Origin of the sequence: Ornithinimicrobium sufpigmenti, from assembly GCF_004322775.1 — a bacterium.
GTDB classification, from domain to species: Bacteria; Actinomycetota; Actinomycetes; order Actinomycetales; family Dermatophilaceae; genus Ornithinicoccus; species Ornithinicoccus sufpigmenti.
The window spans coordinates 468626-493380 of the sequence record NZ_CP036403.1; the positions used below are offsets into that span (position 1 = coordinate 468626).

Below are 24755 nucleotides of genomic sequence, written 5' to 3' on the forward strand. Positions count from 1 at the left end.
GACGACACGTGTCGAGACTGCACACCCCCCGCGCCAGGCTGGTCGCGGTCGCGGCGAGCCTGGCCCTGCTGGCAGGGTGCCAGCAGGGCGACGACGCGAGCCCGGACGGCACCGGCCCGAGCGGCAACCAGGACGGCACGAGCGCCGAGGAGGCCGGCGACAGAGGCGAGACCGGGGAGGCGGGCTCCTCGGCCTCATCGGCGCCCGCCGGCACCGCGCGGCCCCCGGCGGACGAGGACGCCCCGGAGGGGCTGGAGGACTTCTACGGCCAGGAGCTGGGGTGGAGCAGCTGCGAGGGCAGCTTCGAGTGCGCAGGGCTCATGGTGCCGCTCGACTACCAGGACCCCGGTGGCGCCACCATCGAGCTGGCGCTGCTGCGCTCGCCGGCCGTCGGCCAGGCCCAGGGCTCGCTGGTCGTCAACCCTGGTGGTCCCGGTGCGTCCGGGGTCGACTACGCGATGCTGGCGCCGATGGTGGTCTCCGCCGAGGTGCGCGAGGTCTACGACGTGGTCGGCTTCGACCCGCGCGGCGTCGCCCGGTCGGCACCGATCGAGTGCTTCACCGATGAGCAGATGGACACCTTGCTGGGCGCCGACCCCACACCGGAGACCCCGGAGGAGGAGGCGGAGTCCAGGGAGCTGATGCAGCAGTTCGCCGCCGCCTGCGCGGAGAACGCCCCGGAGCTGGTGGGCCACGTCTCGACCGTCGAGGCCGCCCGCGACATGGACATCCTGCGCTCGGCGCTCGGCGATGACCAGCTTGCCTACCTCGGCGCCTCCTACGGCACCTTCCTGGGCGCCACCTATGCCAGCCTCTTCCCCGAGCGCGTGGGCCGCCTGGTGCTCGACGGCGCCATCGACCCCACGATCAGCGGGCTGGAGGTCGGCCTCGGCCAGGCGGAGGGGTTCGAACGCGCGACCCGGGCCTACGTCGAGGACTGCGTCGCCGGCGGCGACTGCCCGCTGGGTGACGACGTGGACACCGCGATGGCGGCCATCCCCGCCTTCCTCGACGACCTCGACGCCACCCCGCTCCCCGTGCGCGGCGACGTGGTCGAGGAGCTCACCGAGGGCTGGGGGATGTACGGCATCATCGTCGCGATGTACGACCAGGCAGGTTGGCCGATCCTGTCCCAGGCCTTCGCCCAGGCCCAGGAGGGCGACGGGACGATGCTGATGTTCCTGGCCAACCTCTACGCCTCGCGCAGCAGCGACGGCAGCTACGACGGCAACGGCATGCAGGCCATCTATGCCGTCAACTGCCTCGACCGGCCGGCCGGCGAGGAGGAGCTGGACCCGGACGCGGTGCTGGAGCAGTTCGAGGAGGTCTCCCCGACCTGGGGCCGCTACCTGGCGGGGGAGGGCGCCTGCCAGTACTGGCCGGCCGAGGCTCAGGAGACGATCGAGGACTACTCCGCGTCCGACGCCGATCCGATCGTGGTCATCGGCACGACCCGCGACCCGGCGACCCCCTACGAGTGGGCGGTGAGCCTGGCCGACATCCTCGACCCCGGGGTGCTGGTCTCCTTCGACGGTGACGGCCACACCGCCTACGGACGCTCCAACGACTGCGTCCAGGACGCCGTCGACAGCTACCTCGTGGAGGGCACCGTGCCGGAGGACGGGCTGAACTGCTGAGCTGCTGAGCTGTTTGGGCGCTCCGCGGGGGTCAGGTATCCTCGTCTGGCTGCCTCGCGCAGTACGCCGCCTTAGCTCAGTCGGCCAGAGCGATTCACTCGTAATGAATAGGTCAAGGGTTCGATTCCCTTAGGCGGCTCCAACCAGGTGCAGGTCAGGCCGTGTCCAAAGGACACGTGCTGGCCTGCACTTCTGCGTTGGCCCTCAGGAGGCGACCGCGGACCGGGGGCGGGGGCCCCGACGGTCCTGCCGGTCCTGCCGGTCCTGCCGGTCCAGGTTGCCTGGCGATACCCGTTGCCGTACGCAGGTGCCGTGTGGCAAAGTACTTTGCAAGACAAAGTAGTTGACGGAAGCGAGGGTGTGATGGCTCAGTTCGACCAGGCCTGGAGACGGGAGCCCAGCGACGGTGACGACGTCCTGCCCGCCCGGGACGACCCCGCTGCGCTGCTCGCGCTCATCGCCGCCCAACGAGAGAGCACCCGGCGCCGGACGAGCCCGACGCTGGCCGTCATCGCGACCGCCTGGGGCCTGGCCTGGCTCATCGGCTACCTCGCCCTCTACCTGACCTTCGACGACGGCTCCTCGCCCTGGTGGGCCTTCGCCATCTTCGTGGGTCTGCTCGCCTCGGCCGTCGCCGTCACCGCGGTGCACACCACGCGCCGCGCCTCGGGGGTCGGCGGTGACTCCGCGACGGTCGGTGCGATGTACGGCGGTGCGTGGGCGATCGGCTTCGTCGCGGCGGGTCTCATCTTTGCGGGCGCCGTCCGGGCCGGCGCGAGCCCAGAGGTCATGGCTGTCCTCAGCAACGGTGTCAGCTGCCTGGTCGTCGGACTGCTCTACCTGGCCGGCGGCATCGTCTGGCGCGAGGGCCGCATGTTCGCCCTGGGGGCCTGGGTCGCGCTGGTCGCCGGTCTGGCCTCGCTCGCCGGCGCGCCGACCAACTACCTGCTGATGGCGCTCGCTGGTGGGGGTGGGTTCCTCGTCGCGGCCACGGTCGAGGCGGTCACCAGCAGACGGCCCGCGTCATGACCGACATCGAGCTCGACCCGGTCATCCACGCCCAGTCCCGGTTGCGGGTGATGGCGGCGCTGGCCGCGCTGGGGCCGAAGGACCGGCTCACCTTCACCAAGCTGCAGCAGGTCCTGGACATGACTCCGGGGAACCTGTCCACCCACCTGCGCAAGCTCGAGGACGCCGGCTACGTCGACGTCGAGAAGCTCATCGAAGGCCGCAGCCCGGTCACCTATGTGTCGTTGAGCACAGGGGGCCGCCGCGCCTTCGAGACCTACACCGAGTCCCTGGAAGCCCTACTGAGAGGCACCCCATGATGGAGACGATCATCAGCGTGCAGCACGCACGCAGGACCTTCGGCCAGGTCGTCGCCCTCGACGACGTCAGCCTGGAGGTGGGGGCCGGCGAGCTGGTCGGCCTGCTCGGGCCCAACGGCGCCGGCAAGACGACGCTGCTCTCGCTGGTCAACGGCCAGCGCCGCCCGGACTCCGGCAGCGTGCGCATCTTCGGCGCCGACCCCCGGAACCCCGCCGCGCGGCTGTCGCTCGGGACGACGCCTCAGGAGACGGGCCTGCCTCCCACCCTCAAGGTGGGCGAGGTGGTCGACTTCGTCGCCGGGCACTACGCCGACCCGATGAGCCGGACCGAGGCGCTGCAGCGCTTCGAGCTCACCGGGCTCGTCGACCGCCAGACCGGTGGTCTGTCCGGCGGGCAGAAGCGGCGGCTGGCCGTGGCGCTCTCGCTCGTCGGCCGCCCCCGCCTGGTGCTGCTCGACGAGCCGACGACCGGCCTGGACGTCGAGGCGCGCCGGGGGCTGTGGCAGGCGCTACGGGACTACCACGCCGACGGCGCGACGATCGTGCTCACCAGCCACTACCTGGAGGAGGTCGAGGCGCTGGCCGAGCGCGTCGTCGTCATCGGCGAGGGACGGGTGCTCGTCGACGGCGCCATCGGCGAGGTGCTCGCCCAGGTGAACGTCCGCCGGGTGTCGTTGCAGACCGACGCTCCTCGCGAGCAGCTCGCCGCACTGCCGGGCGTCACCGAGGTCACCGACGAGGGGGCCGTCCGGCGGCTGCTGACCAGTGACTCCGACGCCCTCGTCCGAGCCCTGGTCCAGGACCTGATCCCCTACCGCGGGCTGGAGGTGCGCGGCGTCTCGCTGGAGGAGGCGTTCCTCGCCCTGACCGGTGACGCGGCCAGCACGACCGACAAGGAGATGGCGGTATGACCAGCACCACGGCACCGACCCGGGCGCCGGGGCCCCTGCGGCTCGTCTGGCTGCATACCCGGTTCAACGTCCTGGAGACGGTCCGCATCCCGATCGCCGTCATCGGCAACCTGCTGTTCCCGAGCCTGGCGATGGTCTTCTTCGTCGTGCCCAGCCCGCAGGTCGCCGCCGACCCGACCGCCGCCACCACCGCGGTCGGGCAGCTGGCGTTGTTCGCCGTCATCTCGGCCTACCTCTTCACCTTCGGCACCGGTGTGGCCGAGGACCGCGCCCTGCCCTTCGACGGGTATGTCCGCACGCTGCCCGCCGGCGTCCTGCCGCGCCTGGCCGGCCGGGTGGCGACCGGCGTCCTCTTCGCGCTCACGGCGCTGGTCCCCCTCATCCTGCTGGGCTGGTTGCTCACCGAGGCACGGGTGACGGCCACCACCCTGCTCCTGGGCGTCGTGGTGCTGCTCGCCACCGCGCTGCCCTTCCTCATGCTGGGCCTGGCCATCGGCTACCGGATGAGCAACAAGGCGGCGATCGCCGTCGTCCAGGTCGTGCTCTTCCCGCTCGCCTTCGCCGGCGGCCTGTTCCTGCCTCCCCAGACGTTCCCCGACTGGCTCGAGACGCTGTCCCGGGCACTGCCCAGCCGGGCCGGGCGGGACCTGCTCGTCGAGGCGCTCACGGGCGTAGGCGCCTACCCGCTCGCGCTCCCGGTGCTCGTGGCCTGGGGCGTGCTGTTCACCGCGCTCGCGGTGCTGGCCTACCGGCGCGACGAGGGGCGTCGCTTCCGCTGAGCGGCCCCGGGTCCGGGTCGAGCACCTCCCCTCGGTGGTCGAGGCCTAACGGCTCCGACACGCACGAGCGCCCCAGGTCGTCGGCCTGGGGCGCTGTCGTCCGTGCTCAGCGCAGACGCCGACCGGTCACTCCGGGTCGGCGATGAAGCGGACGGTGAAGTGCCCGTCGCTGTCGCTCTCGTTGGTGCCCGACATCCCGACCGCGCCCAGCTGCTCCAACGCGGAGCGGGTGTTGGCGTCGGTGACCTCCGGCAGGTAGTACTGCTCGAAGGGGTTGACGTTGACGAAGAGCACCATCTGGGCGTTGTCGGCGTCGGCCACGGCCGCGGTGAAGAGGTCGCTCTCGCCCAGGGTCTCGCCGGAGCCTTCCGCCAGGGTGTCGACGTAGCCCTGGTCCACGCCCAGGGTCAGCACGCCGTCGTCCTCGCGCAGGGCCAGCACGCCCGCACCCAGCCCGTTCTCGGTGAGCATGGTCTGCAGCCGCTCGGTGTCCGTCGCCGCGCGGTAGCCGATCGGCAGGGCCGGCATCCCGCTGTCCGTGGGGCTGACGTTCATGAAGGCCTCGACGATGTCGGAGCCGGCGGAGAGCGCCATCGAGTCACCCAGGACCATCTTGATGTCGTCCGGCAGGGAGAAGCCCGCCGCGGCGGCCTCCTGGGTGATGTCGGCGACCTCCTCAGGGCTCTGCTCCGCGTAGTAGTCCCAGGCCGACTGGATCATCGCCGCGCCGTTCTCCAGGGAGAGAGCCACTGCGGTGTCCGCCGGCAGCTGGGTGACCAGGGAGTCGACGTCGCTGTTCTCGGGGATCGCCACGCCCTCGGCGCCGCGGGTGACGCCGTGCAGCTCGATCGCGTCGGGCGTCATCCGCACGGTGGCGGCCGTACGGCCGGCCACCTCGGGCATCTCGGAGTCGACCATGTCCCCGGTCATCGCCATGGCCGGGTTGGCACCCGCGACCAGCATGTCGTCCAGCTCGGCGGTGTCGGCCCAGAACGCCATGATCCCCGCCTCGCCCAGGTCGTCCATGTCGGAGGCGAAGGTCTCGTTCTCGGCCAGGGTGCCCTCGGCGATGGCCGCCTGGACGGTCTGCTGCGCGTCCTGCTCGGTGAAGAGGACGTAGTCGCTCTCCAGCCAGTACGCCACGTCGGCCTCGTTCTGCGCGTGCTCGTCGAAGAACGCCAGGGCGGCGTCCCCGTCCTGCACCTGCAGCGCGATCGTCACCAGGGGGTCCTCGCCCTCGCCCTGGGGCAGCAGGGCGAGGCCGGCGCGGTCACCCAGCCAGGGCTCGATGTCGGTCTCGAAGTCGATGTCCTCCCCGCCGTCGAGCTCGTCGCGGAGCTGGTTCCAGGCCCACTCGCGCCACTGGCCCTCGCTGAACTGCTCGCGCAGCTCGGGGTCCAGACCCTGGAAGAAGCGCACCGCGGAGATCTTCTGGCCCGCCTCGGGGTCCAGGTCGACCTGCGCGTACATGGCGGCGCCACCGGGCAGGACGCTGGCCGGCCGGTCCCCGCCGCCGCCCAGCATGGTGACGGCGTAGGCGCCGCCGCTGATCAGGACGGCGGCGGCCACGCCACCGCCGATCAGCAGCCACGGCTTCTTGCCACGGCTCTCGGCGAGGTCTCCGCCGGGGTTCTCGGTCACAGTCGTCATGGTTTCCCCTTGGTCTCGTGCGGGCCGGTGCCCACGCCTCTGGAGCGCCGCGCCTCGCGGTACACCCCCGCCCCATGCTAGTGCGTGCGGCTGGTCGACATGACTAGTCGCGACGGCTAGGCCGTGCGGTGGTCCCCGTGGGGAGCAGCGGTCCTACGACGGCGGTCCGCTCGCCCCGGTTCCCGACGTCTTTCCCGGCAGGGTCGGGGATGGTGGTCAGTCGTGCTGCGGCAGCGGCCAGCGCGCGGTGGACAGACCTGCGTCCTTCGCCCGCTGGACGGCCTCGTGGTAGACGCGCTCGGCGTCCTCCTTGCCGGCCCAGTGCGCGCCCTCGACCGACTTGCCCGGCTCCAGGTCCTTGTAGACCTCGAAGAAGTGCTGGATCTCCAGCCGGGTGTGGGTGCCGATGTCGTCGAGGTCCTGGATGGCCAGCTTGCGCGGGTCCTCCGCCGGGACGCAGATGATCTTGTCGTCGCCGCCGGCCTCGTCGCGCATGTGGAACATCCCGATCGGGCGCGCGGCCACCAGGCAGCCGGGCCACGTCGGCTCGTCGAGCAGCACCAGCGCGTCCAGCGGGTCACCGTCCTCGCCCAGGGTGTCCTCGATGTAGCCGTAGTCCGCGGGGTAGCGCGTCGCGGTGAACAGCATGCGGTCCAGCCGGATGCGACCGGTGGCGTGGTCCACCTCATACTTGTTCCGGCTGCCCTGCGGGATCTCGATCGTGACGTCGAACTGCATCGGTGCTCTCTTATCTGTTGCACGGGGAACGGCTTAGGCTCGGACCCCAGTGTCCCTCATCGTGGGGCGCGGGTGCCATCTGGAGGTCAAGGATGAGGTATGCGGTCACCTCCGCCGTCGTCGGCGCCCTCCTGCTCGGGGCCGTCCAGGGGGGTGGGGCGGCCGCCTCGACCGACGCAGAGACGACCGAGCCTGTCGTCTCCACCCATGAGCCGGCAGCCACTGGGACCGACCCCGCGGAGACCACCACGGCCGACGCGCGTCCCCGCCCCAACGCCTTCCTCGACCCGCTCGGGGACGTGCGCGCAGCCCCGGTCCCCGAGCGGGGGCCGCTGGCGCTGCAGATCGCCGAGGAGCTGGACAGCCGTTGGCTGGGCCCCAGCAACCGCCGCAGCATCGCGATCCGCGACGCGCTCACGGGTGAGAGCCTGGCTGACCGGCACTCCGGACGACCGGTGACACCGGCCTCCACCACCAAGCTGCTCTCGGCCGCGGCCATCGTCTCCGCGCTGGACCCGGCCACCACCTTCACCACGCGCGTGGTGACGGGGGAGCGACCGGGAGAGGTCGTCCTCGTGGCCGGCGGTGACATGCTCCTCGCCGACGGCGAGGGTGACCCGGAGGCCGTGGCCGGGCACGCGGGCATCGGCGACCTCGCGGCGCAGACCGCCGCCGCCCTGCGCGCAGGAGAGAACGTTGCCGACGGCGCGGCGAGCACCGCCAGCGCCGAGGCCGGCACCGGCGGTCCGGTCACGGTGAGCCTGGACCTCTCCCACGTGTCCGGCCCGCACGTGATGCCGACCTGGAGCGACCACTGGGTCGACGAGGGCTGGACCGGGCGGATCGTGCAGCTCGGCCGCGCCGGGGACAGGGCACTGCCGTACGACCCCTCCCCGCGCGAGCCGGAGCAGGAGGTGGCCCGCGTCTTCCGTGAGGCGCTGGCCGGGCAGGGTCTCGACGTCACCGGGGCCGGCGGCTCCGACGGCGAGAGCGTGCGTGCCGAGGTGGTGACCGCGCCGGCGGCGGCCGTCGAGCTCGCCGCCGTCGAGTCCGCCGCCCTGCGTGATGTGCTGGCACTGGCGTCCGCCACCAGCGACAACGCGATGTTCGAGCAGCTGGCCCGCCAGGCGGCGGTCGCCGCCGGCCGGAGCCCCGACCAGGAGTCGGTGATGGCCTGGGTCCGGGAGACGATGACCGAGGACCTGGGCCTTGACCTCACCGGGATGCGGATCGCGGACGCCAGCGGGCTCTCCGACGGCACCCTGCTGTCGATGGAGGTGGTGGCCGAGGTGCTCGTCGCGGCTGCGGACGGTTCGCACCCCCACCTGCAGGAGGTGCTGGCCGCTGGCGGTCTGCCCATCGCCGGCTACACCGGGACCCTCGGCAACGGCATGCGCTTCCACCTGCCCGTGCACGCGCCAGCCGTCGGCAACGCCAGGGCCAAGACCGGGACCCTCCCGGGCGTGACGGCGCTCGCCGGCACCGTGGTCACCGCGGACGGCAGGCTGCTGGCCTTCGCCGTCGCGGCCGACGACATCGAGTCCGGCTCGGCCGCCCTGGAGGCGGCGTCCGTGCTCGACGAGATCGTGGCCGAGCTCGCCCGCTGCGGCTGCTGACGCCCGCGAGCAGCGCTTGCTGCCCCGCCGCGCTTGCTGCCCCGCCGCCCGAGTCGCCAGCCGGTGGCGGCACGACATACCGTCGAGAGATGACCGAACCCACGCCGAGCCCCACCGCGACCTCCACGGAGACCTCCGTCCGCCCCGAGCCCACGGACGTGTCCGGCAGCGCGCTGGTCGACTGGGACTTCGCCGGGGCCGCGGCCAGCCGGCTGGCCCCTCCCGGACCCAAGGCGGACCGTCGGGAGATCACCCAGCTCGTGGCGGAGCTGCGGCAGGCGGGGGAGCGTGCGGTGGACCTGGTGGCTCGGACCGCACGCCTGGAGACTCCGCCCGGGGCGCCACCGGCGCTGGTGGTGGACCGGGCCGGGTGGATCCGGACCAACGCTGCGTCGATGGGAGCCATGCTCGCCCCGGTCCTGGACGACGTGGTGGCGCGCAAGCGGGCGGCTGACCGGGAGAGGGCCGAGCGGGCCGGTCGCACGCTGCCCGACCTGGGCTCCGCCTCGCAGGCCATCTCGGGCAAGGTCACCGGCACCGAGGTGGCTGGGATCCTGTCCTGGGTCTCGACCAAGGTGCTGGGGCAGTACGACCTCGCGCCGCAGGGGACGCCCCGGCTGCTGTTCGTCGCGCCGAACATCCTGGCGGCCGAGCGCGAGCTCAAGGTGAACCCGTCGGACTTCCGGCTGTGGGTCGCGCTGCACGAGGAGACCCACCGGGTGCAGTTCACCGCGGTGCCGTGGCTGCGTGAGCACCTGATCGCCGAGGCGCGCTCGATGGGCAGCCAGGTGCTGCCCGAGCCGGAGAACATGGGTCAGCGGATGAGCGAGATCGTCAGCAGGCTGCCCGGCGTCCTGCGGGGCGAGGAGGACATCACCCAGATCGTCGCCACGCCGGAGCAGCGGGCCCGGCTGGCCGAGGTCACCGCGGTGATGTCGCTGCTGGAGGGCCACGCCGACGTGATCATGGACGAGGTCGGGCCCAGCGTGATCCCCAGCGTCAAGGAGATCCGCCGCAAGTTCACCCAGCGTCGCAAGGGCGCGGGGAACGTCGACAAGATGCTGCGCCGGCTGCTGGGGATGGACGCCAAGATGCGGCAGTACCACGACGGTGCCATCTTCGTCCGCACGGTCATCGACGCCGTGGGCTTCGACGGCTTCAACGCGGTCTGGAGCTCCCCCGACACCCTGCCCCGTGCTGCCGAGATCCCCGACCCCCAGGCCTGGGTCGACCGCGTCCACGGCTGACCCGACAGAACACGCCACAAGGCCCGACAGAGCACGGCACAAGGCCCGACAGAACACGGCACAAGGCCCGACAGGACACGTGAAGGGGACTGACAGAGCACGTCCATCACGACCTAGGCTCTGAGCATGCCCGGCCCACCGCCTGCGACCGCCGCCTGCCGTGTGGCCGTGCGGCGGTGGCTGGCCCAGGAGTCGTTCCCGGCAAGGGCGCTGGTCGTCGTGGGCTGCTCCGGCGGGGCGGACTCCCTCGCCCTCCTCACCGCGGCCGCTTTCGTGGTCCCTCGGGCCGGGCTACGCGTCGGCGCCGTCATCGTCGACCACGGCCTGCAGGTGGGCTCGAGCGAGGTCGCGGACTCCGCCGCCGCCGTCGCCCGCAGGCTGCTCCCCGAAGAGGGGCCGGTGGAGGTGGTGGGCGTGCAGGTCGAGCAGACCGGCGCCGGGCCCGAGGCGGACGCACGGCGGGCGAGGTATGCCGCGCTCCGCACCACCGCGGACCGGCTGGGCGCCTCAGCTGTGCTCCTGGGCCACACCCTCGACGACCAGGCCGAGCAGGTTCTGCTGGGACTTGCGCGAGGATCCGGCTCGCGGGCGTTGGCGGGAATGCCCGCATCGCGTGTTCTGTCGGACTCCTCGGCGTGCTCTGTCGGGGCTTCTGACGTGTCCGGTGGCGGCTTTTCGCGTGTTCTGTCGGGACCTATGACGTGTTCTGTCGGGGATGAGGGCGGGACAGATGGTGAGGGCGGGGATGAGGGTGAGGGCAAAGCAGAGGGTGAGGGCGGGGACGAGGACTTGGGCGGGGTGGTGCTGGGGCGGCCGCTGCTGGGGGTGAGCAGGGCGCAGACGCGGGCGGCGTGCGCGGAGCTGGGGCTCACCCCGTGGGAGGACCCGCACAACGAGGAGCCCAGGTTCGCCCGGGTCCGGGCCCGGCGGGCGCTGGCGCAGCTGGAGGAGGACCTCGGCCCGGGTCTGGCGGCCAACCTGGCCCGCACCGCTTCGCTGCTGCGGGACGACGTCATGGCGCTGGACGAGGCCGCCGAGGCGGCATACCGGGAGCTGGGTGACCAGCCGTGGCAGGTGGGCCGGCTGGCCGCCCTGCCCCGCGCCGTGCGCACCCGGCTGTGGCGACGCCTGGCGCTGGCAGCCGGGAGCCCCGGCACCGACCTGACCAGCGCGCACCTGCTCGCGGTCGACGGCCTGGTCACCGCCTGGCGGGGACAGGGACCGCTGCCCCTGCCGGGCGGGGTCCGGGCCTGGCGCCAGGGGGACCGGGTACGGCTGGAGCGGCCGACGTAGTTGAATGGGCCGATGACGGGCGGCCCGCGCCCGCGCACCGACCCGCCCCCGACCTGTTGAGGAGCCCGCGCGTGGACGCCGAACACATGGGAGACGACCTTGCCACGGTGATGTTCACCGAGGAGCAGATCCAGCACCGCCTGCGCGAGCTCGCGGAGCAGGTCTGGACCGACTACCACGACAAGGACGTCCTGCTCATCGGTGTGCTCAAGGGGGCGGTGATGGTCATGGCCGACTTCATGCGCGCCCTGCCCGGCAGCGCGGAGATGGACTGGATGGCGGTGTCCAGCTACGGCTCGGGCACCAAGAGCAGCGGCGTGGTCCGCATCCTCAAGGACCTCGACACCGACATCACCGACCGGCACGTGCTCATCGTCGAGGACATCATCGACTCGGGCCTGACCCTGTCCTGGATCAGCGCCAACCTGCGCTCGCGGGGGCCGGCCTCCCTGGAGATCGTCACCCTGCTGCGCAAGCCGGAGGCGGCCAAGGTCGAGATCGACGTGCGCTACGTCGGGTTCGACATCGCCGACGAGTTCGTGGTGGGCTACGGGCTGGACTATGCCGAGAAGTACCGCAACCTACGGGTGATCGGCACCCTCGCCCCGCACGTGTACTCGTGAGTGCGACCGTGAGCACGACCGTGCGCCCGCGCTCGCGCCGGGCCCCCGCCGAGGCGGCGGCGCGGAACAAGCGGGGTCCTGCCGCACGTTGTCGGCAGGAGATGTGTCAACCTTCAGCACGACGGACCAGGAGGACCGGGTCGGCGCCTGACGCCGGCCCGAACGCGCCAGCATGAGCCAAGCAAAACCGCGGCCCCGCACCAGGCCCAGCCCGTGGATGTGGATCTTCCTCTTCCTCGCGCTCGGCATCCTCTGGTACACGCTGCTCTCGCAGAGCCCCTACACCCGCATCGACACCGCGGACGCGCTGGACCTGCTGCGCGAGGAGAAGGTCGCCTCGGCCACGATCGGCGTCGACCAGATCGAGATGACCCTCCGGGAGGGGGAGACCTTCGCGGACGAGGAGGAGGGGATCGGGGCCACGGACCAGGTCCAGGCCTACTACGTCGAGGCCCGTGGCGAGCAGATCACCACGCTGGTCGAGGAGCATGTCCCGGCCGGGGAGTGGACCGACAACGTCTCCCAGCCCAACCTCTTCGTCAGCATCCTGGCCAACTTCCTGCCGCTGCTCATCATCCTGGGACTGTTCCTCTGGCTGATGATGCGGATGCAGGGCGGCAACCGGGGCGTCATGCAGTTCGGCAAGTCCAAGGCCAAGCTGGCCACCAAGGACATGCCCAAGGTCACTTTCGCCGACGTCGCGGGGGCGGACGAGGCGGTCGAGGAGCTGCACGAGATCAAGGAGTTCCTCCAGGAGCCGCGCAAGTTCCTCGAGGTCGGCGCCAAGATCCCCAAGGGTGTGCTGCTCTACGGCCCGCCTGGAACCGGCAAGACCCTGCTGGCGCGTGCGGTCGCCGGTGAGGCGGGCGTGCCGTTCTACTCCATCTCCGGCTCCGACTTCGTCGAGATGTTCGTCGGTGTCGGTGCCTCCCGGGTCCGCGACCTGTTCGAGCAGGCCAAGGAGAACGCCCCCGCGATCATCTTCGTCGACGAGATCGACGCCGTCGGCCGCCACCGCGGCGCCGGCCTCGGCGGCGGGCACGACGAGCGCGAGCAGACCCTGAACCAGCTGCTCGTGGAGATGGACGGCTTCGACGTCAAGACCAACGTCATCCTCATCGCCGCCACCAACCGTCCCGACATCCTCGACCCGGCGCTGCTGCGCCCCGGCCGCTTCGACCGGCAGATCGCCGTCGAGGCCCCCGACATGCTCGGTCGTCTGCACATCCTGCAGGTGCACGGCCAGGGCAAGCCCCTGGCTCCTGACGTCGACCTCATGGCGATCGCGCGGCGCACCCCCGGCTTCTCCGGTGCCGACCTGGCCAATGTGCTCAACGAGGCGGCGCTGCTGGCCGCCCGCCAGAACGAGAAGATCATCGACGACCACGACCTGGACGAGGCGATCGACCGGGTGATGGCCGGCCCGCAGAAGCGGACCCGCGTGATGAGCGCCAAGGAGCGCAAGATCACCGCCTACCACGAGGGCGGGCACGCGCTGGTCGCGGCGGCGATGAACCACACCGACCCCGTGAGCAAGGTGACGATCCTGCCGCGCGGACGTGCGCTGGGCTACACCATGGTGCTGCCGGCGGACGACAAGTACTCGACCACCCGCAACGAGCTGCTCGACCAGCTCGCCTACGCCCTCGGTGGCCGGGTGGCCGAGGAGATGGTCTTCCACGACCCGACCACCGGCGCCGCCAACGACATCGAGAAGGCCACCAGCCTGGCCCGCAAGATGGTCACCCAGTTCGGGATGTCCGAGCGGATCGGCGCGGTCAAGCTGGGCTCCGGCTCCTCGGAGGTCTTCCTGGGCCGCGACATGGGCCACGAGCGGGACTACTCCGAGAACCTCGCCGGGGTCGTCGACCAGGAGGTGCGACGCCTCATCGAGGCCGCGCATGACGAGGCCTGGCACGCGCTCAACGACAACCGGCACCTCCTGGACAAGCTGGTGCTGGACCTGCTCGAGCACGAGACGCTCAACGCCGCCGCCCTGGCCGAGCTGTTCAAGGAGGTCCGCCGCCGTCCGGAGCGTCCGGTCTGGCTGTCCTCCGACGCCCGTGGCGTCCACGACGACGGGCCGGTGCTCACCGAGTCCGAACGCCGGGCGATGGCCAACGGTCACGACCCGATGGCGAGCGACGGCAAGGAGCACCCGCCGGTCGAGGTGATCCAGGTCCCGGACGGTGGTCATGTCGACCCCGGGAACTGAGCCCGACCCGGCGACCGCCGCGGCGCCCCAGGTCGACCAGGCGCGGATCGCGGCCGCCGTGCGCGAGATCCTCGAGGCGATCGGCGAGGACCCGCAACGGGACGGCCTGCTCGACACGCCCGCGCGGGTGGCGCGGTCCTACGCCGAGATCTTCGGCGGCCTGCACCAGCATCCGCGTGAGGTGCTGGGCACCACCTTCGACGTCGACCACAACGAGATGGTCCTCGTGCGCGACATCGAGCTCTACAGCGTCTGCGAGCACCACCTGCTGCCCTTCCACGGGGTCGCCCACCTGGCCTACATCCCGGCCAGGGACGGCCGGGTCGCGGGTCTGTCCAAGATGGCGAGGCTCGTCGACGTCTTCGCCCGGCGCCCTCAGGTGCAGGAGCGGCTGACCACCGAGATCGCCGACGCACTGGAGGAGCATCTTGCGCCACGCGGGGTGCTGGTGGTGGTCGAGGCCGAGCACCTGTGCATGTCGATGCGCGGCATCCGCCGGCCGGGGGCGCGCACCGTGACCTCGACCGTGCGCGGTCAGCTGCGCAATCCCGCCACCCGCGCCGAGGCGATGAGCCTGGTCACGGGCGGGCGGTCGTGACGAGCGGCCCCGGCGCGGTCACCCGGCTCATGGGGGTGCTCAACGTCACTCCCGACAGCTTCAGCGACGGCGGGCGGTGGCTCGACACCGACGCCGCGGTCGCCCACGGGCGCCGGCTCGCGGAGCAGGGCGCCGACCTCGTGGACGTGGGCGGGGAGTCGACCCGGCCCGGCAGCGTCCGCCCCAGCGTGCAGGAGGAGCTGGACCGGGTCCTCCCCGTCGTCCGCGCCCTGGCCGCCGACGGGCTGGTGGTCTCCGTCGACACCATGCGTGCGGAGGTCGCCCGCGCCTGCGTGGACGCCGGCGCCGCCCTCGTCAACGACGTCTCCGGAGGGCTCGCCGACGAGGAGATGCCCGCCCTGCTCGCCCGCACCGGGGTGCCGTTCGTGGTGATGCACTGGCGCGGGCTGCTCACCGACCCCCACGAGCAGCCGCACTACGAGGACGTCGCGGGGGAGGTATGCCGTGAGCTCACCGAGCGGGTCGACGCGCTGGTCGCCGCGGGGGTGGGCCGGGAGCAGCTCATCCTGGACCCGGGCTTCGGTTTCTCCAAGGACGCCGCCCACAACTGGGAGCTGCTGGCCGGGCTCGACCGGGTGATCGACCTGGGGCTTCCGGTCCTCTTCGGCACCTCCCGCAAGCGCTTCCTCGGCCGCCTGCCGGTCCGGCCCGGTGCGGAGGCGGACCTGCGGGCCGAGCCGAGCCCGCCCACCGACCGCGACGTCGCGACCGCGGCCACCAGCCTCCTGGCCGCACAGGCAGGCTGCTGGGCGGTCCGGGTGCACGACGTCCCCGCGAGCAGGGACGCGCTCGCGGTGTGGGAGATGACCCAGCGTCACCGGGCGGCGACCACCCCCGGAGGGGGTCGGCACCGCGCTCCGGCCATGGCGGAGCAGGGGGAGCAGGAAAACCAGGAGGTGCACCGTGGCGCACCGCGCTGACGTCATCCGGCTCACCGGCGTCCGGGCCCGCGGCTTCCACGGCGTCTTCGCCCACGAGCGGCGCGACGGGCAGGACTTCGTCGTCGACGTCGCCATGTCGGTCGACCTCTCCCGGGCGGGGGCCAGCGACGACCTGCGGCACACCGTCCACTACGGCGAGGTCGCGGCCGACGTCGTGGCGGTCGTCGAGGGGGAGCCCTACGACCTCGTCGAGAGCGTCGCGGAGCGCATCGCGGCTGTCGTCCTGGCCCGTCCGCTCGTCGAGACCGTCGAGGTGACCGTGCACAAGCCGCAGGCGCCGGTGGGTGTGCCGTTCGGCGACGTCGAGGTGGTGGTCCGCCGCACCAAGGACGTGCCGGTCGTCATCGCCCTGGGGGCCAACCTCGAGCGGGACGGCGAGGCGCCGGGCGGCACGCTGCGGCAGGCCGTGCGGCACCTGCACCGCACCCGCGGCCTGCGCGCCGTGCGCGTCTCCCGGCTCTACGTCACCGCCCCGGTCGGCGGCGACCTCGTCGAGGGCCAGCCGGACTACGTCAACGCCGTGGCCGTGGCCCGCACCAGCCTCGCGCCGGCCAGCCTGCTGGCCCGGCTGCACCGGATCGAGGCCGACCACGGCCGCACCCGCGAGGTGCGCTGGGGCGCCCGCACGCTCGACCTCGACCTCGTCCAGTACGGCGACCCGCGCCACGACAACGACCTGCGCTCCACCGACCCCGAGCTCCTGCTGCCGCACCCCCGTGCGCACGAGCGGGCCTTCGTCCTTGTCCCGTGGCTCGACGTCGACCCGGAGGCGACCCTGCGCACCGGCGACGACGTGACGGCGGTGGCGGACCTCATACCCCTCCTGCAGGACCAGGCCGTGCACGAGCTGGAGGGGCAGCGGTGAATCCGGCCCAAGGAGTGCGCCCCGCCAGCGGGGTCATCGTCGCCGTGCTGTCGGCGATGGCGTGCTGGCTCCTGCTGCAGGTGATGCGCTCCCTCGGCGGGGCCTACCCGGTCATCACCTGGATGGGGCTGGTCCCCCTGGTGGCCCTGACCGGGCTGGTGCTGGTGATGTCCTGGCAGATCCGGCGCTACGTGCGCGGCAAGGGCAGCCTGCGCCCCAGCCCGCAGCGGGGCCGCGGGACCCTCGTGGGCGCGCAGGCCGCCGCGCTCGGCGGGGCGGCCCTGCTCGGCTGGTATGCGGCCAACGCCCTGGTCCACCTGCCCGACGCCGACGTCTCCAGCCAGCGGGACCACCTCGTCTGGGCCCTCGTGCACGCCGGCGCGGCCCTGGCGCTCTCGATCGCCGGGTACGTCGGCCAGGCCTGGTGCCGGATCCCGCCGGGCGAGGACGACGACGGCGACGGCGCACCCGAGGGCGATCTGGCCTACGGCTGACCCGTCGGCTGGCAGAACCGCAGCACGTTGCCGAACGGATCGGTCAGCTCCAGGGTCGGCCCACCGGGTGCGTCGGGGTCGAGGCCGGGGCGCAGCCGCGGGTGCGGCCGGGAACGAAGCTCGGCCAGGAGGCCCGTCACGTCGCGCACGGGGATCCACACGACCGTCCCGGGTGTCCCGTCGCCGTGGTGCTCGGACAGGTCCAGGACCGTCCCGCCACGGGCGAGCCGCAGGTAGAGGGGGAGGCCGTCGGCGAAGCGGTGCTCCCACTGCACCTGGAAACCGAGGTGGTCGACGTAGAACTCCCGGGCCAGGGCCTCGTCGAAGATGCGCAGCACCGGGACGGCCGCCCCGGAGCCGGAGGCGCCGGGGTCGCGTCCGGTGTCCGCGTCGGATCGCATGCGGTCATCGTCCCGCCCGGACGGCGCCGTCCGCAACCGGTGCGTCAGCGGCTCTTGACGGGCGTCGGGCCCCGCTGCTCGGTGGGCAGCTGACGGCGCACCCCTTAGAGTGCCCGGATGAACGACCAGCCCTATCGCGCCCCGGTCGAGCCAGCTCCGGGTGCCCTGCCCACCTCGTACTGGCCCGGTCTGGAGGACCATGAGCACTCGCGGTGGTACACCGAGCGGTTCCGCACGATGGCGCGCCACGGCGAGGACCTGCAGGGGGAGTCGCGGCTGGTCGACACGCTCGCCCCGCGCCGGGCGCGCCTCCTCGACGCCGGCTGCGGTCCCGGACGGCACGGCGGCCACCTGGCCCGGCTGGGCCACCAGGTCGTCGGGGTGGACATCGACCCGCTCCTGGTCGAGGCCGCCCGCGAGGACCACCCGGACGCCACCTGGCTGGTCGGTGACCTGGCCAGCCTGGACCTCGCCGCGCAGGGGGAGGGCGAGCCGTTCGACGGGGTGCTGGTCGCCGGCAACGTGATGGACTTCATCGGGGAGGGCTACCGGGCGGCGGCGGTCGGGCGCCTCGCCGCCCACGTCCGACCGGACGGGTTCATGGTGGTCGGCTGCCGGGTCGAGCGCGGCTTCACCCCTGACGAGCTGGACGCGGCACTGCCCGGGACGGGGTTGGTGCTGGAGCACCGGTTCGCGACCTGGGATCTTCGGCCGTTCCAGCCCCACAGCGACTTCTGCGTGAGTATCCTGCGAGCAGGGGACCGCGGCGGCGGACGCTGAGCCCGCCCGGGACGCGCCCCTGGCAAGGAGCATGTGATGAGCGAGCAGCAGCCCGTCCCCGCCCGGCCGGTCGGAGCCCCGGCCTGGGCGGACCTCTCGGTCTCGGACATCGAGCGCAGCAAGGCCTTCTACGCCCGGGTCCTCGGCTGGGAGTACGAGGGCGGTGACGCAGAGTTCGGGGGCTACGTCAACGCCACGGTCGGCGGCCGGCCCGTCGCCGGGTTGGCGCCGCCCATGGAGGGCCAGGAGGAGACACCGCATGCCTGGATGGTCTACCTCGCGGTGGAGGACAGTGCAGTCACCCAGGAGCGCATCGCCACGGCGGGTGGCTCCACCATCCTGCCGCCGATGCAGGGCGGCGCGTTCGGGACCATGAGCGTCTACGCCGACCCGACCGGTGCCGCCTTCGGCACCTGGGAGCCGGCCGCGCACACCGGTTTCGGGGTCAGGGACGAGCCCGGGTCGGTCAGCTGGACCGAGGCCATGGTCGGTGACTTCGAGCGGGGCAGGGAGTTCTACACCTCGGTCTTCGGCTGGACCTACCAGGACCTGTCCTCCGAGGAGATGAAGTACGCCATCTTCACCACGAGCGGTGGGGAGGACGCGCAGGCCGGCGGCATCGGCGAGGTCGAGGCCGAGGAGCAGCCCTACTGGTCCGTCGTGTTCCAGGTGGAGAGCACCGACGCAGCGGCGCAGCGGGTCACCGAGGCCGGCGGCGCGGTGACGGTCGAGCCGTTCGACTTCGAGTACGGCCGGCTGGCGGTCTGCACCGGTCCGGACGGCGAGCTGTTCGCGGTGATCACCTGACCCGGCGCGGCCCGGCCCTGCCCGCCCTGGTCTGCGGCTGGCCGGATGGGTCGATCCCCAGCCAGGCTCAGCGGTCGATGTCCCCGACGACGAAGAACATCGACCCCAGGATCGCCACCATGTCCGCTACGACCGTGCCGGGGAGCATCTCCCGCAGCGCCTGGACGTTGTTGAACGACGCGGAGCGCAGCTTGAGCCGGTGCGGTGCCTTCTCCCCCCGGCTCACCAGGAAGTAGCCGTTGAATCCCAGGGGGTTCTCGGTGGCCAGGTAGTGCTCGCCCTCCGGGACCTTGAGCACCTTGGGCAGCTTGGTGTTGATCGGCCCTGCGCCGAGATCGCGCAGCCGGGCGGTGCAGGCCCGGGCCAGGTCCAGGCTCACGTCGACCTGCTCGGTGAGGACCTCCAGCCGGGCCAGGCAGTCACCGGCGTCGCGGGTGACGACCCTGCCAGGTCCGCCCTCGGTGAACAGCTCGCCGTAGGCCAGGTAGGGCGCGTCGCGGCGCAGGTCGACGTCCAGGCCGGATGCGCGCGCGATCGGGCCGGAGACGCCATACTCCAGGACCTTCTCCAGGGGGAGCACGCCGACCCCGCGGGTGCGGGCGTGCACGATCTCGTTGCCCAGGACGAGGGAGAGGAGGTCCGGCATGCGGTCGCGCACCTGCTCGACGGCCGCGTCGACACGGTCCAGCCAGCCGTCGGGCAGGTCGTGCAGCAGGCCCCCGATGCGGTTCGCCATGTAGTGCAGGCGACCGCCGGAGTACTCCTCCATGACGGTCTGGATCTCCTCGCGCTCCCGGAAGGCGTAGAACATCGGGGTGATGGCGCCGAGCTCGTGCAGGTAGGAGCCCAGGAACATGAGGTGGTTGAGCACCCGGTTGAGCTCAGAGAGCAGCGTGCGCGTCCACGTGGCCCGCTCGGGAACCTCCATGCCGAGCAGGTGCTCGACGGTCAGCGCGGCCCCCACCTCGTTGCTGAACGCCGAGAGCCAGTCGTGCCGGTTGGTCAGCACCAGGATCTGCCGGTAGTCGCGGGCCTCGAACAGCTTCTCCGCCCCGCGGTGCATGTACCCGATGACCGGCTCCGCGGCGGTGATCCGCTCGCCGTCCGCGGTGATCCGCAACCGGAGCACGCCGTGGGTGGCGGGGTGCTGCGGGCCGATGTTGAGTACCATCTCGGTGGTCTGCAGGCCGCCGACGCCGGCGGCGCCGAGGGTGACGTCCAGGTCGCGGGAGCTCACCTCGCCCACCTTAGGCGGGAGAACGTCGACGCGGGGCGAGGAGCCAGCGGAAGTCGCCCAGGCCGCCGCGCGTCGTGAGCGCGGTGAGAGCGGCGCGCCGGGCCACGGCGGCCAGATACCCCTGCGGGTCGGTGGAGGCGAGGTGGTGGGGCACCGGGTCCGTCGGGTCACCGACGAGCTCGCGCAGCACCGCACCCTGCCGGGTGAGGCGGCATGCACCTGCCTCCTGCGCGAGGGAGTCGAACGCCACGTGAGCGGTGAGGTCGCAGCCGCCGTCCGGGACGGGGGCGACCTCGCGGCCGTCGCGGAAGCCGGTCAGGGTGCCGTGGCGCGGGCGGTCCTCCGCGGTGTGGCCGTAGTCGACGACCACGACCAGGCCGGAGCGGACCCGGGACAGCAGGTCGGCGAACGCCCGGTCGCGCGACCGGCCGATCTCCGCCCGCCGCACTTCCGGCGAGAGCCACCGCCGGGCCCAGCCCAGGTCCGGACCGACCGGTGCCGGTCCGGGGTGCTCGTCACCGTCGACGGTGACGAGCACCGATCGCCAACCCGCCGCTGTCCCTTCCTCCCGCTCCACCACGTGGCAGGGGACGACGTCGAGCCACTCGTGCGCCAGCACCAGCGTGTCGTGCAGGTCCTCGAGGGCGTCCGGCAGGGTGGCCCCGCCGGGGGAGACCAGCCACCGGTCGACCTCGAGGGCCGCCGGAGCCGGCACGACGTCCACCCCGGTCAGGTGCAGGTCCGGGGCGAGGGAGCGCAGCTGCGCGAGCAGCTCGCCCCGCCCGGCCCCCAGGTCGACGACACGTCGGCAGCCGTACGTGCGGGCCAGCGCCAGCACCGCCTCGGCCAGGATGCGGCCCGCACCCGGCAGGCCCTGCGCCGAGGTCACGAAGTGCTCGGCCGGGGCGTGGTGGCGATAGAACCCGCCCGGGCCGTAGAGCGAGTCCTGCCACGCCACCTCCCACGGCCGGGCGCCCGCCACGGGGGATGCGTCCTGGTCCTGCGTCGCGTCGGGCACGGCACTAGGGTGCCTCACCGTGGACCTGCTCGACGTCGGACGCATCGTGCTGGGCATGGTCCTGCTCGTCGGGGGTGCCGAGCTGCTGGTGCGGGGAGCAGCCTCGCTGGCGACCCGGGCCGGGTTGTCCTCGTTGGTGGTGGGGCTGACCGTCGTCGCGGCGGCGACGTCGACACCGGAGCTGGCGGTCACGCTCGGTGCCGTCCTGGACGGGGAGACCGGGCTGGCCATCGGCAATGTGGTGGGGTCGAACATCGCCAACATCCTGCTCATCCTGGGCGTCTCGGCCCTCGTCGCCCCCCTGGTGGTGCGGCGGGTGCTGGTCCGGATGGACGTCCCTGTCCTGGTCGGCCTGTCGGTCCTCACCCTCGTCTTCGCCCTGGACGGGCGGATCAGCCGGCTGGAGGGCGTGATCCTGGTCGTCCTGCTCGCCCTCCACACCGGGCTCGCCGTCTGGCTCAGCCGCCGGGATGGGGACGGGCAGCCCGACGGGGGCAAGGACGCCCCTGGCCGGGAGTCCTCGGTGGAGCGCACCGCTGGGAAGTCGACCCAGGGGCAGGGGGCGACCGCCACCACGCCCCGAGGCTCGGCCAGGGGCCCCTGGCAGGTGATGCTGGCCGCATACCGCAGCCCGGGCGTGCTCGTCTCGGTCCTGCTGGTGGCTGCCGGGGTCGGGCTGCTCGTGCTCGGGTCCCGCGTCCTGGTCACCGGCGCGGTGAACATCGCGTCGGCCGTGGGGGTGAGCGGCCTGGTCATCGGGCTCACGGTGGTGGCCATAGGAACCTCCCTCCCGGAGCTGGCGACCTCGGTCATCGCGACCCTTCGGGGCGAGCGGGACCTCGCCGTCGGCAACATCGTGGGCAGCTGCATCTTCAACCTCGGTCTGGTGCTCGGCCTGCCGGCTGTCCTCGCCCCGGGCGGTGGTCTGGAGATCCCGGCCCCGGCGATCGCGCTGGACATCCCGCTGATGATCGCCGCGGCCGTGGCCCTCCTCCCGGTGGCGTTCACCGGGTACCGGGTCGGCCGGCGCGAGGGGGCGCTCTTCGTGGCCCTGTACGCCGCCTACGTCGGCTTCCTCGTCCTCAACGCGACGCAGCACCAGGCGCTCGAGGGTTTCACCACGGTCATGGTCGTGCTCGTCCTGCCGCTCGTGCTGCTCACCCTGGTCGGGACGGTGGCCTACGACCTCGGCCGGCGCCGGGAGCGCAACCTGGGCTCTGCCGATCCCGACGAGGAGGTCGACCGCGTCTGGCGCAGCTGACGGTGATGTCGTTTTCCTGCTAGACGTGCGGTCGTCCGGGGCGCAGGATGGAGAGGTGACCGGCCGCATGCACCTCGACCACGACCGCTGCTCCGCGGTCGTGCGCAGCAAGGACCCCCGGTACGACGGGTGGTTCGTCACCGGGGTGCTGTCGACGAGGATCTACTGCCGGCCCAGCTGCCCCGCCATCACTCCCCGGGTGCGCAACATGCGCTTCTACCCCAGCGCGGCCGCCGCCCAGGCGGACGGCTTCCGCGCCTGCCGCAGGTGCCTGCCCGACGCCACCCCCGGGTCGCCCGACTGGCACGTGCGCGGGGATGTCGTCGCCCGCGCCGTGCGGCTGCTGTCCGACGGCGTCGTCGACCGCGAGGGCGTCGGCGGCCTCGCGCGCCGTCTCGGCTACTCCACCCGTCAGCTGGAGCGCCTGCTGCGGGCCGAGCTGGGCGCCGGACCCCTGGCGCTGGCCCGGGCGCAGCGCGCCCAGACCGCTCGCCTGCTCGTGGAGGGGAGCACGCTGACCATGGCCGAGGTGGCGCTCGCCGCCGGCTTCTCCAGCATCCGCTCCTTCAACGACACCGTGCGCAGTGTGTATGCCGCCACCCCGACCGAGCTGCGCACGGCCGCCCGTCGACGCGGGCGGGTCCCGGAAGGCCGTGACGTCCGGGCCGGTCGGGCGCCGGGACCGGGAGGCGAGGCCCCTGTGACGATCGCGCTGCGGCTGCCCTTCCGGGCGCCGCTGCACGCGCCCAGCCTGTTCGGGCACCTCGCCGCCACGGCGGCCCCGGGCGTCGAGAGCTGGGCCGACGGTGCCCTGGCCCGGAGTTTGCGCCTCCCGGGCGGCCCGGGCGTCGTGGTGCTGCGGTCACCGGGTGCGGGCGACCGGCACGTCGAGGCGACCGTGCGGCTCTCGGACGTCGCCGACCTGGCCACCGCGATCGGGCGCTGCCGGCGACTGCTCGACCTGGACGCCGACCCGGAGGCCGTCGACGAGCATCTGGGCGCCGACCCGGCCCTGGCCCCCTTGGTGAGCTCGACGCCCGGGGTCCGGTTGCCGGGCGCGGTCGACGGGGCGGAGATGGCCCTGCGCGCGGTGCTGGGCCAGCAGGTGTCCACCGCGGCCGCAGCCACCCAGACCGGGCGCCTGGCGCGGTCTCTGGGGACCCCGCTGCCGGAGGCGTTCTGTGCGGTCGGTGCGGCCAGTTCGGCTGCGGCCGACGAGGTCCCGGACGGACCGACGTACGTCTTCCCCGAGCCGCAGGTCGTGGCGCAGGCGCCGGACGAGCTGCTGCCGGGGATGCCCGCGACCAGACGCCGCACCCTGCGGGCCGTGGCGGCCGCGCTGGCCGACGGCGCCGTCGACCTCGGCCCAGGCAGCGACCGGCGCGCCGCCGCGGAGCAGCTGCTGGCCCTGCCCGGCGTCGGCCCCTGGACGGCACAGATCGTCCTGCTCCGGGGGCTCGGCGACCCGGACGCGTTCCCCGCCTCGGACCTCGGGGTCCGCATCGCCGCGGCGGCGGCCGGGCTACCGGCTGACGCCCGCGCGCTGGGCCTGGTCGCCGACCGCTGGCGGCCGTGGCGTTCCTACGCCGCCGCCCTGCTCTGGGCCTCCACCGACCACGCGGCCGCCCGCCTGCCCGGCACGGCACGACCCGCTCGGCCCCACCGCACCGCTCGAGATCACGGCCGCAACCGAACCACCCGCACGCCCCAGGAGACGCGATGACGCCCCATACCCAGCACCTGTTCCTGCGCGACGGCGACTCCCCGGTGGGCGCCCTCCGGCTGGCCACCGACGGGCAGCACCTCACCGCCGTCTACTTCGACGAGCACCGCCACGCGCCGGAGGACCTCGGCGAGGAGGTCCCCGAGGACCAGGCCCCGCCCGTCCTGCAGGAGGCGGCCCGCCAGCTGCGGGAGTACTTCGCCGGCACCCGCACCGACTTCGACCTGCCGCTGTCCGCCCGCGGCACCGACTTCCAGCGGCGGGTCTGGGAGGCACTGGCCACGATCCCCTACGGCTCCACCTGGTCCTACCGGCAGCTCGCTGACGCGGTCGGCAGCTCGGGGGCCGCCCGCGCGGTCGGGATGGCCAACGGACGCAACCCCATCTCGATCGTCGTCCCCTGCCACCGGGTCGTCGGGGCCAGCGGCGCGATCACCGGGTACGGGGGAGGCGTGGAGCGCAAGCAGGTGCTGCTCGACCTCGAGCGGAGGGTGGCCGGCGACACGCTCTGGTGAGCCAGACCGGCGGAGCGGCCACGGTGCGCGTCCTCCTGGCTCCGCTTTGGGGGCCCG

At 72.9% G+C, this 24755-nt stretch carries 24 protein-coding genes and 1 tRNA gene; 20 read left to right on the plus strand and 5 right to left on the minus strand.

Annotated features, from left to right (window positions below; all coding sequences use genetic code 11):
• Positions 1-8 precede the first annotated feature (8 nt).
• The 6 genes from ESZ52_RS02210 to ESZ52_RS02235 all read left to right on the plus strand — a co-directional run bounded on the left by ESZ52_RS02210 (position 9) and on the right by ESZ52_RS02235 (position 4655).
• Positions 9-1637: an alpha/beta hydrolase gene (locus ESZ52_RS02210; RefSeq protein ID WP_238154324.1), complete on the plus strand. Its 1629-nt coding sequence runs from the start codon at positions 9-11 to the stop codon at positions 1635-1637.
• A gap of 65 nt (positions 1638-1702) precedes the next feature.
• A tRNA-Thr gene (locus ESZ52_RS02215) sits at positions 1703-1779 on the plus strand.
• A gap of 221 nt (positions 1780-2000) precedes the next feature.
• Positions 2001-2666 carry a hypothetical protein gene (locus ESZ52_RS02220; RefSeq protein ID WP_131103500.1) on the plus strand — a complete coding sequence of 222 codons (666 nt, stop codon included), beginning with the start codon at positions 2001-2003 and terminating at the stop codon, positions 2664-2666.
• Positions 2663-2965 carry a transcriptional regulator gene (locus tag ESZ52_RS02225; protein ID WP_131103501.1) on the plus strand — a complete coding sequence of 101 codons (303 nt, stop codon included), beginning with the start codon at positions 2663-2665 and terminating at the stop codon, positions 2963-2965. The genes ESZ52_RS02220 and ESZ52_RS02225 overlap by 4 nt, the downstream gene beginning before the upstream one ends.
• Entirely contained in the window at positions 2965-3876 is a 912-nt protein-coding gene (locus ESZ52_RS02230; RefSeq protein ID WP_131106373.1) for an ABC transporter ATP-binding protein, read from the plus strand. Before ESZ52_RS02225 ends, ESZ52_RS02230 begins: the two co-directional genes overlap by 1 nt.
• A complete protein-coding gene (locus tag ESZ52_RS02235) occupies positions 3873-4655 on the plus strand; it encodes an ABC transporter permease (RefSeq protein ID WP_131103502.1) in 783 nt (260 codons plus the stop codon). Before ESZ52_RS02230 ends, ESZ52_RS02235 begins: the two co-directional genes overlap by 4 nt.
• Before the next feature lie 126 nt (positions 4656-4781).
• Here ESZ52_RS02235 and ESZ52_RS02240 read toward each other — a convergent pair whose 3' ends face one another.
• Together ESZ52_RS02240 and ESZ52_RS02245 are read right to left on the minus strand one after the other, a co-directional pair.
• On the minus strand, positions 4782-6305 hold the full coding sequence (locus ESZ52_RS02240) for a DUF3352 domain-containing protein (RefSeq protein ID WP_131103503.1): 1524 nt from the start codon (positions 6303-6305) through the stop codon (positions 4782-4784).
• Between the two features lie 216 nt (positions 6306-6521).
• Positions 6522-7043, minus strand: coding sequence for an inorganic diphosphatase (locus ESZ52_RS02245; protein ID WP_131103504.1), 522 nt, complete (start codon positions 7041-7043; stop codon positions 6522-6524).
• 92 nt (positions 7044-7135) lie between these two features.
• Between ESZ52_RS02245 and ESZ52_RS02250 the strand changes: the two genes are divergently transcribed.
• From ESZ52_RS02250 to ESZ52_RS02290, 9 genes are all read left to right on the plus strand, one after another.
• Positions 7136-8659: a D-alanyl-D-alanine carboxypeptidase gene (locus tag ESZ52_RS02250; RefSeq protein WP_131103505.1), complete on the plus strand. Its 1524-nt coding sequence runs from the start codon at positions 7136-7138 to the stop codon at positions 8657-8659.
• A gap of 89 nt (positions 8660-8748) precedes the next feature.
• Entirely contained in the window at positions 8749-9906 is a 1158-nt protein-coding gene (locus tag ESZ52_RS02255) for a zinc-dependent metalloprotease (protein ID WP_131103506.1), read from the plus strand.
• A 126-nt stretch (positions 9907-10032) separates the two neighbouring features.
• Positions 10033-11199 (plus strand): tRNA lysidine(34) synthetase, encoded by a 1167-nt coding sequence (locus tag ESZ52_RS02260; RefSeq protein ID WP_131103507.1) that lies wholly within the window; start codon positions 10033-10035, stop codon positions 11197-11199.
• Between the two features lie 71 nt (positions 11200-11270).
• Positions 11271-11822, plus strand: coding sequence for a hypoxanthine phosphoribosyltransferase (gene hpt, locus ESZ52_RS02265; RefSeq protein ID WP_131103508.1), 552 nt, complete (start codon positions 11271-11273; stop codon positions 11820-11822).
• A 172-nt stretch (positions 11823-11994) separates the two neighbouring features.
• Positions 11995-14037 carry an ATP-dependent zinc metalloprotease FtsH gene (gene ftsH, locus ESZ52_RS02270; RefSeq protein ID WP_425600029.1) on the plus strand — a complete coding sequence of 681 codons (2043 nt, stop codon included), beginning with the start codon at positions 11995-11997 and terminating at the stop codon, positions 14035-14037.
• On the plus strand, positions 14018-14635 hold the full coding sequence (gene folE / locus ESZ52_RS02275) for a GTP cyclohydrolase I FolE (RefSeq protein ID WP_131103509.1): 618 nt from the start codon (positions 14018-14020) through the stop codon (positions 14633-14635). The genes ftsH and folE overlap by 20 nt, the downstream gene beginning before the upstream one ends.
• Before the next feature lie 29 nt (positions 14636-14664).
• Positions 14665-15576, plus strand: coding sequence for a dihydropteroate synthase (gene folP / locus ESZ52_RS02280; RefSeq protein WP_131106375.1), 912 nt, complete (start codon positions 14665-14667; stop codon positions 15574-15576).
• On the plus strand, positions 15560-16462 hold the full coding sequence (gene folK, locus ESZ52_RS02285; protein WP_131103510.1) for a 2-amino-4-hydroxy-6-hydroxymethyldihydropteridine diphosphokinase: 903 nt from the start codon (positions 15560-15562) through the stop codon (positions 16460-16462). The genes folP and folK overlap by 17 nt, the downstream gene beginning before the upstream one ends.
• On the plus strand, positions 16459-16956 hold the full coding sequence (locus ESZ52_RS02290) for a DUF3180 domain-containing protein (RefSeq protein ID WP_131103511.1): 498 nt from the start codon (positions 16459-16461) through the stop codon (positions 16954-16956). The genes folK and ESZ52_RS02290 overlap by 4 nt, the downstream gene beginning before the upstream one ends.
• On the opposite strand, the gene ESZ52_RS02295 is transcribed toward ESZ52_RS02290, so the two are convergent.
• Positions 16947-17357, minus strand: coding sequence for a glyoxalase superfamily protein (locus ESZ52_RS02295; protein ID WP_238154325.1), 411 nt, complete (start codon positions 17355-17357; stop codon positions 16947-16949). The genes ESZ52_RS02290 and ESZ52_RS02295 overlap by 10 nt on opposite strands.
• 117 nt (positions 17358-17474) lie before the next feature.
• On the opposite strand from ESZ52_RS02295, the gene ESZ52_RS02300 reads away from it, so the two are divergent.
• Positions 17475-18137, plus strand: coding sequence for a class I SAM-dependent methyltransferase (locus ESZ52_RS02300; RefSeq protein ID WP_131103512.1), 663 nt, complete (start codon positions 17475-17477; stop codon positions 18135-18137).
• A 36-nt stretch (positions 18138-18173) separates the two neighbouring features.
• A complete protein-coding gene (locus ESZ52_RS02305) occupies positions 18174-18944 on the plus strand; it encodes a VOC family protein (RefSeq protein WP_131103513.1) in 771 nt (256 codons plus the stop codon).
• 67 nt (positions 18945-19011) lie between these two features.
• Here ESZ52_RS02305 and ESZ52_RS02310 read toward each other — a convergent pair whose 3' ends face one another.
• Both ESZ52_RS02310 and ESZ52_RS02315 read right to left on the minus strand, forming a co-directional pair.
• Positions 19012-20181: an NADH-quinone oxidoreductase subunit D gene (locus ESZ52_RS02310; protein WP_238154326.1), complete on the minus strand. Its 1170-nt coding sequence runs from the start codon at positions 20179-20181 to the stop codon at positions 19012-19014.
• 10 nt (positions 20182-20191) lie between these two features.
• Positions 20192-21199 carry an SAM-dependent methyltransferase gene (locus ESZ52_RS02315; protein ID WP_238154327.1) on the minus strand — a complete coding sequence of 336 codons (1008 nt, stop codon included), beginning with the start codon at positions 21197-21199 and terminating at the stop codon, positions 20192-20194.
• Positions 21200-21218: 19 nt separating this feature from the next.
• Here ESZ52_RS02315 and ESZ52_RS02320 point away from each other — a divergent pair, with 19 nt between their 5' ends.
• From ESZ52_RS02320 to ESZ52_RS02330, 3 genes are read left to right on the plus strand one after another with little or no spacing between them, the layout of a single operon-like run.
• The gene (locus ESZ52_RS02320; RefSeq protein WP_131103514.1) at positions 21219-22460 is read left to right on the plus strand and encodes a calcium/sodium antiporter; all 1242 of its coding nucleotides are present in this window, start codon (positions 21219-21221) and stop codon (positions 22458-22460) included.
• A gap of 55 nt (positions 22461-22515) precedes the next feature.
• The gene (locus ESZ52_RS02325; protein ID WP_272948394.1) at positions 22516-24183 is read left to right on the plus strand and encodes a DNA-3-methyladenine glycosylase 2 family protein; all 1668 of its coding nucleotides are present in this window, start codon (positions 22516-22518) and stop codon (positions 24181-24183) included.
• Entirely contained in the window at positions 24180-24698 is a 519-nt protein-coding gene (locus ESZ52_RS02330; RefSeq protein WP_131103515.1) for a methylated-DNA--[protein]-cysteine S-methyltransferase, read from the plus strand. The genes ESZ52_RS02325 and ESZ52_RS02330 overlap by 4 nt, the downstream gene beginning before the upstream one ends.
• The last annotated feature ends 57 nt before the right edge of the window (positions 24699-24755 follow it).

Excerpts from the sequence above, each read along its gene's own strand:
- ESZ52_RS02230 (WP_131106373.1), top strand. The coding sequence starts at position 2,965 with ATGGAGACGATCATCAGCGTGCAGCACGCACGCAGGACCTTCGGCCAG.
- ESZ52_RS02260 (WP_131103507.1), top strand. The coding sequence starts at position 10,033 with ATGCCCGGCCCACCGCCTGCGACCGCCGCCTGCCGTGTGGCCGTGCGG.
- ESZ52_RS02300 (WP_131103512.1), top strand. The coding sequence starts at position 17,475 with ATGAACGACCAGCCCTATCGCGCCCCGGTCGAGCCAGCTCCGGGTGCC.
- ESZ52_RS02240 (WP_131103503.1), bottom strand. The coding sequence starts at position 6,305 with ATGACGACTGTGACCGAGAACCCCGGCGGAGACCTCGCCGAGAGCCGT.
- ESZ52_RS02295 (WP_238154325.1), bottom strand. The coding sequence starts at position 17,357 with ATGCGATCCGACGCGGACACCGGACGCGACCCCGGCGCCTCCGGCTCC.
- folE (WP_131103509.1), top strand. The coding sequence starts at position 14,018 with ATGTCGACCCCGGGAACTGAGCCCGACCCGGCGACCGCCGCGGCGCCC.
- ESZ52_RS02305 (WP_131103513.1), top strand. The coding sequence starts at position 18,174 with ATGAGCGAGCAGCAGCCCGTCCCCGCCCGGCCGGTCGGAGCCCCGGCC.
- ESZ52_RS02250 (WP_131103505.1), top strand. The coding sequence starts at position 7,136 with ATGAGGTATGCGGTCACCTCCGCCGTCGTCGGCGCCCTCCTGCTCGGG.
- folP (WP_131106375.1), top strand. The coding sequence starts at position 14,665 with ATGGGGGTGCTCAACGTCACTCCCGACAGCTTCAGCGACGGCGGGCGG.
- ESZ52_RS02245 (WP_131103504.1), bottom strand. The coding sequence starts at position 7,043 with ATGCAGTTCGACGTCACGATCGAGATCCCGCAGGGCAGCCGGAACAAG.
- ESZ52_RS02235 (WP_131103502.1), top strand. The coding sequence starts at position 3,873 with ATGACCAGCACCACGGCACCGACCCGGGCGCCGGGGCCCCTGCGGCTC.
- ftsH (WP_425600029.1), top strand. The coding sequence starts at position 11,995 with ATGAGCCAAGCAAAACCGCGGCCCCGCACCAGGCCCAGCCCGTGGATG.
- ESZ52_RS02220 (WP_131103500.1), top strand. The coding sequence starts at position 2,001 with ATGGCTCAGTTCGACCAGGCCTGGAGACGGGAGCCCAGCGACGGTGAC.
- ESZ52_RS02255 (WP_131103506.1), top strand. The coding sequence starts at position 8,749 with ATGACCGAACCCACGCCGAGCCCCACCGCGACCTCCACGGAGACCTCC.
- ESZ52_RS02225 (WP_131103501.1), top strand. The coding sequence starts at position 2,663 with ATGACCGACATCGAGCTCGACCCGGTCATCCACGCCCAGTCCCGGTTG.
- ESZ52_RS02330 (WP_131103515.1), top strand. The coding sequence starts at position 24,180 with ATGACGCCCCATACCCAGCACCTGTTCCTGCGCGACGGCGACTCCCCG.